Genomic DNA, 7,062 nt, shown 5'->3' with positions numbered 1-7,062 from the left:
GTTGACCGCAGCAGGATTTCTCCTATCCTGTTGCACGTAGACGTCAGTGAGGTCGCCTCACACGCGAAGAGTGCCTCCGACGTCGATTCTCTCCAGCGACGGAGAGCGAGGTACGGAGGGGGCCAACGCGTGCATCCTGCGTCCTCTAGGCTGGTCCGCTGACACGAATCACTGAGATCGCCTGGAATTGAATCCGAGGGCGGGCAGAGCGGTTTTCCGGCACGAGCTGAGCACCGCTCGCAGTTCGAATCTCCAGACGAGGTCACCTGCTAGGACTGAGCTCGATTTCTTGAATTGTTGGAGGGGTACAGTCCCTTCTCTCATTCTGCAAATCACATTGTAGTAAGCAGTTAGACGTTCGAAGCCGCTCCAGCCGCGTTGTACACGCGGCCGGAGCGGCGTTGTTGTATCTGATTGCAAAGGCTTGACTTACGCCGCGCGTGTCAGATCCGACTGTCGAACGCCTACACAGAGACACGGAGACACGGAGAACTTCAAACTCTTCTGCTGTTCCTCTGTGTCTCTGTGCCTCTGTGTGAGAAAAGCAGTTGTCTTTAGATTATCGCCAGAAAAGCACGAAGGGCGGAGCACCTCGCAGTGCTCCGCCCTTCGTCCGTTCACGCGGCGGTCATTCGGTGTCGCCGCGGAAGAGGTCGTCGATGCTGTCCGGCGGGGGCTCGTCGCCGCCCTCGTCCAGCTCGTCCACCAGGTCCTCCACCGGGGGCGGCGCGGCGTCGGCCTCGCCGGCGTCCTCCCCGCCCTCGATCCCCAGCGCCTCCTCCAGCGCGCTGGAGTCGACGATCTCCTGCACCTCGCCGCCGTCGGTGGCGATCGGCTTGGGCTCCTCGTCCTCGCCCACCACGCGGGCCACGTCCATCACGCAGTCGCCCTCGCCCAGGTTGACGAGCTTGACGCCCTGCGTGTTGCGGCCGATCACCCGGATGCCGTCCACCGGCTGGCGGTTCACGATCCCGTGGCGGGTGATCAGCACCAGCTCGTCGCCCGGGTGCACGTCCTTGATGGCCACCACGTGCCCCGTGCGCTCGGTCATCTTCACGTTGATCACGCCCTTGCCGCCGCGCCGCTGCAGCCGGTACGCCTCCACGTCGGTGCGCTTGCCCAGGCCCTGCTCGGTGACCACCAGGATGTGGTTGGCCGCCTTCACCACCACCATCCCCACCACGTAGTCGCCCTCCTCCAGCGTGATCCCGCGCACCCCCGTGGTGGCGCGCCCCATCTCGCGTACGTGCTGCTCGGGGAAGCGGATCGCCATCCCGTCGTGCGTGGCCAGCACCACCTGGCAGGCCCCGTCGGAGAGCTGCACGTCGATCAGCTCGTCGCCCTCCAGCACGTTGATGGCGTTCAGCCCCACCTTGCGCGGGTTCCCGTACGCCGAGAGCACCGTCTTCTTCACCGTGCCGTTGCGGGTGGCGAAGATGAGGTACCGGTCGTGGCTGAACTCGCGCACCGGCACCAGCGCCGCCACCCGGTCGTCGGGGTCGATGTTGATGAGGTTGACCACCGGCTTGCCGCGGCTGGTGCGGGTGCCCTGCGGGATCTCGTGAACCTTGAGCCAGTAGCACTGCCCCTGCTGGGTGAAGAACATCAGGTAGTCGTGCGTGCTCGCCAGGAACACGCTCTCCACCCAGTCCTCCTCCTTGGTGGCCATCCCCGCGATCCCGCGGCCGCCGCGCGCCTGCGCCCGGTAGGTGTCGGCCGGGATGCGCTTGATGTAGCCGTGGTGGCTGACCGTGATCACCATCTCCTCGTCGGCGATCAGGTCCTCGATGGAGAGGCCCGCCTGGTCGCCCAGGATGTCGGTGCGCCGCTCGTCGCCGTACTTGTCGGCGACCTCCAGCAGCTCCTCCTTGATGATGGTGAAGCGCCGCTCGCGGCTGGCCAGGATGTCCTCCAGGTCGGCGATCTGCGCGCGGATCTCGGCCAGCTCGGCCTCCAGCTGCTCGATCTCGAGCCCCGTGAGCCGGGCGAGCCGCATGTTCAGGATGGCGTCGCTCTGCCGCTCGGACAGGCCGAAGCGCGCCTGCAGCCGGTCGCCCGCCTCGTCGGTGGTCTCGCTGCCGCGGATGATGGCGATCACCTCGTCGATGTTGTCGACGGCGATCTTGAGGCCCTCCAGGATGTGCTCGCGCTCCTTCGCCTTGCGCAGCTCGAACTCGGTGCGGCGCACCACCACGTCGTGGCGGTGGTCCACGAAGTGGCGCAGCATGTCCTTGAGCGGCAGCACCCGGGGCACGCCGCCCACCAGGGCCAGCATGATCACCCCGAAGGTGCTCTGCATCTGCGTGTGCTTGAACAGCTGGTTCAGCACGATGTGGGGGATGGCGTCGCGCTTGAGCTCGATCACCACGCGGATGCGCTTGTCGCTCTCGTCGCGCAGGTCCGAGATCCCCTCCAGCTTCTTGTCGCGCACCAGCTCGGCGATGTGCTCGATGAGACGCGCCTTGTTGACCTGGAAGGGCACCTCGGTGACGATGATGCGCTCGCGGCCCCCCTCCTTCTCCTCGATCTCGGCGCGGGCGCGCACGATCACCCGGCCGCGCCCCGTCTCGTAGGCGTCGCGGATGCCGTCGCGGCCGTAGATCACCCCGCCGGTGGGGAAGTCGGGGCCGCGCACGAACTGCATCAGGGCGCCCGTGTCGGCCTCGGGGTTGTCGATCAGGTGCACGCAGGCGGCCACCACCTCGCGCAGGTTGTGCGGCGGGATGTTGGTCGCCATCCCCACCGCGATCCCCGAGCTGCCGTTGACCAGCAGGTTGGGCACGCGCGCGGGGAGCACCCGGGGCTCGGTGAGCCGGTCGTCGAAGTTGGGGGAGGTGTCGACGGTCTCCTTGTCGATGTCGGCCAGCATCTCGGTGGCCAGCGGCGCCAGCCGGGCCTCGGTGTAGCGGTAGGCGGCCGCGCTGTCGCCGTCGATCGAGCCGAAGTTCCCCTGCCCGTCGATGAGCGGGTAGCGCAGGCTGAAGTCCTGCACCATGCGCACGAGCGAGTCGTAGACGGCGGTGTCGCCGTGCGGGTGGTACTTGCCCAGCACGTCGCCGACCACGGTCGCGCTCTTCTTGTACGGCCGGTTGGGCTGCAAGCCGGCCTCGTGCATGGCGTACAGGATGCGCCGGTGCACGGGTTTGAGCCCGTCGCGCACGTCGGGGAGCGCGCGCTGCACGATCACGCTCATCGAGTAGTCGATGAACGACTCGCGCATCTCGTCTTCGATCAGGCGGGGGAGGACCCGGGCGGTAGGGGCGCCGGGGACGCCGTCCCCGTTCCCGTTGTCGTCGGGGGTCCCGGTCTCGTCGTTCTGGTCGGGAGGCGTGATGTCGTCGGCCATCGATGGTCGTGTGGGAGCGTCGGAAAAGCGCATGTCCGGCGCGTCGTGCGCGGGACCCGGCTGATACCCCGGAGAGGCGTCGCGGTGCCCCGGAAAGGGCCTCCGGCGAAGGCGGGGAAACTATGCTGCCGCGCGCGTTTCCGCCAGTTCCCGGGGGACGCGTCCGCTCCCTCCGGCGGCCGTCGCCGCGCGGCCTCTCACCCGCCGCCCGAGCGGGTGGGCGGAGGGGCGGCGGTGAAGCCCTCGGGGGGCGGCGGAACCGACGTGATCGGGGTGTACATGTCCAGGTACAGGACCACCGGCTGGGCCAGGCCGTCGTACGTCACCTGGTAGGCGTCGAGCATGCCGTGGACCGGCGCGGTGAACTCGCAGCAGCTTCCCAGCCGCCGCCAGCGCACCCGCTCGCCTCCGGGGCCGCGGAGGTTCTCCAGGTACTGGTGCTCGCGCCGGACGCCGTCCTCGCCGGCGCCGCCCACGCGCACCGGGTTGCGGCGCCCGTAGCCGTAGGCGTCGGAGTCCTCCCGCGGGTCCGGCTTCCCTGCTCCAGGCGCCAGCGCCTGCAGGGCCGTGTCGATCGCGGCCGAGATCGTCACCTCGGCCACCAGCACACGCGAGAGCGCCTTGTCGTCGCCGGTGTCCACGGGGCGCCCGTCGCCGCGCACCAGGCGGGCCGCGATGACGAGCCGCGTCGAATCGCCGGCCGGGGCCACCTCCACCGCCAGCTGCGACGCCTCTTCGTCGGGCTTCGGCTGGGCGGAGGCGAAGGCCGGGAGCGTCAGCAGCGCCTGGTCCAGAAACCGCACGCGCAGCTGGTAGCCGTACTTCTCCAGCGCGTCCAGCGCCGCCAGGTACACCGCCCGCGGCGGCGCGGCGTGCCTGACATCGACCACGGGGTTGAGGCCCTGCTGCGCGGCGGCGGGGGCGGCGGCCAGGGCCGCGAGCAGGGGGAGGAGCAGCTTGCGCATGGGAGTGCGGGGCGTCGGGATGGGAGGAGGAACGCGGGGCGGGGCCGGTTCCCGGCGGCGGGCGTCACCCAGGAGATTGCAGCGCGGCCGGCGCCCGCGCAATAGTCCGGAGAGACGCGCGCGCGGGGCGCCGTTCGGCGGCCGGCCGGGGAGCGCCGGGGAAGCCCGCCTTCTGGCGCGGGCGTGGTCGGCCACGCGTCAAAACGCTGCGCCCGGGCGCGTTACAGAGGGCGCCGCGAGAGGCGCGGCCCGAGTCTTCCGACCCGAACCCGTGCGGAGTGCCGACCATGGACCTCCACGCCCTCCTTCTCGGCGCCGCGCTGCTGGGCGCCGCTCCGGCCCCCGCGCCGGGCCCGCTGTGCAGCATCTACGTGACCCCCGGGCGGGACCGGGAGGACACGTACTTCCTCGCCACCGCGCTGGAGGGGACGCGGCTCACCGGGGTGGGGCCGATGCGGGCGCAGATCGACTCGTCGCGCCGCGCCCGCCTTCCCGGGCAGGTGACCGGACAGGTGCTGCGGCTGGAGCGGGTGGGCGGCGCGGGCTCCGAGGTGGTGGAGCGCGTCTTCCGCGAGACGGGCCGGCGCGAGGCGCTGGTGATCCCCTGGACGCTGGACGGGGTGAACTGCCGGCCGTCGCCGTGGCCGCCGCGCGAGCGCTGGCTGGAGCCCGGCACGCGCGGCGTGCTGGTCGCCCGGCTGCGGCCCACGCACCTGTGGGTGGACGGGATGCCCACCTTCGACGCCGACCCGTACGGCTACCTGTATCCCTGGCCCGGCGCCAGGAACCTCGGCTGCCCGGGCGCGCTCACCGCCGAGGAGTGGTACGACTTCCTGGACCACCTGGGGCCCCGCTACCCGGCCAGCGGGGAAGAGGACCGCCGCATCGAAGCGCACTTCCTGCTCTGGCTCCGCCGCCACCCCGACGTCGCCCTCCGCCAGCCGGCGAAGGAGGCGCTGGACACGCCGATCTACCTGGACGACGGCCTCCCGCCGGACGTCGGCGCCGCAGCCGCGGCCGCCCTCGCGCGCTGCGGGCGGGCCGCCGCCCCATGATCCGCCGGACGAAAGAGGCCGCGGCCCGAGCAGGGTCGCGGCCCCTTTCGCTCCCGGTACGTCCGGGGGTGGGCGCTGGAACGACGAGGAGCTTGTGCGGACGCGGGTGGAGCTCTATCCATTTCATGGTCACGCTTTGCGACGCAATTTTCTGGCGATGACCGACCCCATCTCACGAGGAGGACGGCATGAAGAAGCTGAGGCTGGAGCTGGACGCCCTGCGGGTGGAGTCGTTCGACACCGCCGCGGCCGGCGCGGAACGGCGGGGCACCGTGCACGGCAACGCCCAGGACGTGTTCGCCGAGGCCTTCGGCCCGGCCAGCAACGAGGCGACCTGCCTGACCTGTCGTGTGCCCACCGATCCCTGCATCTGCGACCCGATTCCCACGGACCTCACCAGCTAGGCGCTCCGTCCCGGAAACGAGGAGGGGGGCCGTCGCACGACCCCCTCCGCCTCTACGCGAGGCGCATCACAGGTCGCGGCCTCTTCGCTTCGGCGGTCCGCGGCGACTCGATGTCCTTGCGATTCCGACATCACGGCGGAGGACACGGAGTAACTCGCTCGATGTTTCCCCTGTGTCCTCCGTGCCCTCTGTGTGAGGCAGTCGTTGCGGTCACGTCGCCGCGACGCGGACCGGGGGCGGGGCCAGCTCGGGCTCGGGGGTGAAGTCCTCGCCGGGGTTGATGAAGCGGTCGGTCTCGATGGCGTACTGCCGGTCGTGCAGCTCGCGGTAGCGCCCACCCAGCGCCATCAGCTCGGCGTGCGTGCCGCGCTCCACCACCACCCCCTGCTCCAGCACCAGGATCTGGTCGGCGCTGCGGATGGTGGAGAGGCGGTGGGCGATCACGAACGAGGTGCGCCCGTACCGCAGCCGGCGGAGCCCCTCCTGGATCTTGAACTCGCTCTCGCTGTCCAGGCTCGAGGTGGCCTCGTCCAGGATCAGGATGCGCGGGTCGGCCAGGAGCGCGCGGGCGATGGCGATGCGCTGCCGCTGCCCGCCCGAGAGCTTGATCCCCCGCTCGCCCACGACGGTGTCGTACCCCTCGGGGAAGCCCAGGATGAACTCGTCGGCGTTGGCGAGCCGCGCCGCCTCCTCGATCTCCCCGCGCGTGGCGTCGGGGCGGGCGAAGCGGATGTTGTCGGCCACGGTGCCGTCGAAGAGGAAGTTCTCCTGCAGCACCACGCCCAGCTGCGCCCGGTAGTCGGCCAGCCGCAGGTCCTGGAGGTCGCGCCCGTCCACCGTCACCCGCCCCGACGTGGGCCTGTTGAAGGCCATCACCAGGCTCACCAGCGTGCTCTTCCCCGAGCCGCTGGAGCCCACCAGCGCCGTGGTGGTCCCCGCCGGCGCGTCCACGCTCACCCCCTTCAGCACCGGCTGGCCGGGGTTGTACTCGAACCAGACGTCCTCCAGCCGCAGGTCGCCCCGGACGTACTGCAGGGGCTCGCGGCGCTCGTCCTCCTGGTCTTCCGACTCCATCCGCACGATCTCGCGGATGCGGTCGAGCCCCGCGAGCGCCTCGCTGAGCTGCGGGCCGATGCTGGCCAGGTGCACCACGGGCATGGCCAGCACGGCGGTGAAGGCCAGGTAGCTCACCAGGTCGCCGATGGTCATCCCCCCGGCCAGGATGTCGCGGCCGCCCACCAGGATCATCACCAGGCCGATGAGCCCGGTCACCACGGTGGCCACCGCGCCGG

General features: G+C 70.7%; 5 protein-coding genes. 2 read left to right on the top strand and 3 right to left on the bottom strand.

Annotation, left to right across the window (positions count from 1 at the left end):
* Positions 1 to 628: 628 nt before the first annotated feature.
* Both gyrA and VF746_00805 read right to left on the bottom strand, forming a co-directional pair.
* A complete protein-coding gene (gene gyrA / locus VF746_00810; GenBank protein HEX8690950.1) occupies positions 629 to 3,346 on the bottom strand; it encodes a DNA gyrase subunit A in 2,718 nt (905 codons plus the stop codon).
* A gap of 197 nt (positions 3,347 to 3,543) precedes the next feature.
* Entirely contained in the window at positions 3,544 to 4,311 is a 768-nt protein-coding gene (locus tag VF746_00805) for a hypothetical protein (protein ID HEX8690949.1), read from the bottom strand.
* Between the two features lie 287 nt (positions 4,312 to 4,598).
* Here VF746_00805 and VF746_00800 point away from each other — a divergent pair, with 287 nt between their 5' ends.
* Entirely contained in the window at positions 4,599 to 5,366 is a 768-nt protein-coding gene (locus VF746_00800; GenBank protein ID HEX8690948.1) for a hypothetical protein, read from the top strand.
* 188 nt (positions 5,367 to 5,554) lie between these two features.
* Positions 5,555 to 5,770, top strand: coding sequence for a hypothetical protein (locus VF746_00795; protein HEX8690947.1), 216 nt, complete (start codon positions 5,555 to 5,557; stop codon positions 5,768 to 5,770).
* Positions 5,771 to 5,980: 210 nt separating this feature from the next.
* On the opposite strand, the gene VF746_00790 is transcribed toward VF746_00795, so the two are convergent.
* Positions 5,981 to 7,062 (bottom strand): ABC transporter ATP-binding protein (locus tag VF746_00790; protein HEX8690946.1); only part of this gene is annotated, 1,082 nt, incomplete at its 5' end.

The organism is Longimicrobium sp., assembly GCA_036389795.1.
Classification (GTDB): Bacteria; Gemmatimonadota; Gemmatimonadetes; order Longimicrobiales; family Longimicrobiaceae; genus Longimicrobium.
This window is presented reverse-complemented; position numbering and strand designations above follow the sequence as displayed.

Bases quoted from the DNA above. Each gene is read 5' to 3' on its own strand.
- gyrA (HEX8690950.1), bottom strand. From the start codon at position 3,346: ATGGCCGACGACATCACGCCTCCCGACCAGAACGACGAGACCGGGACC.
- VF746_00805 (HEX8690949.1), bottom strand. From the start codon at position 4,311: ATGCGCAAGCTGCTCCTCCCCCTGCTCGCGGCCCTGGCCGCCGCCCCC.
- VF746_00800 (HEX8690948.1), top strand. From the start codon at position 4,599: ATGGACCTCCACGCCCTCCTTCTCGGCGCCGCGCTGCTGGGCGCCGCT.
- VF746_00795 (HEX8690947.1), top strand. From the start codon at position 5,555: ATGAAGAAGCTGAGGCTGGAGCTGGACGCCCTGCGGGTGGAGTCGTTC.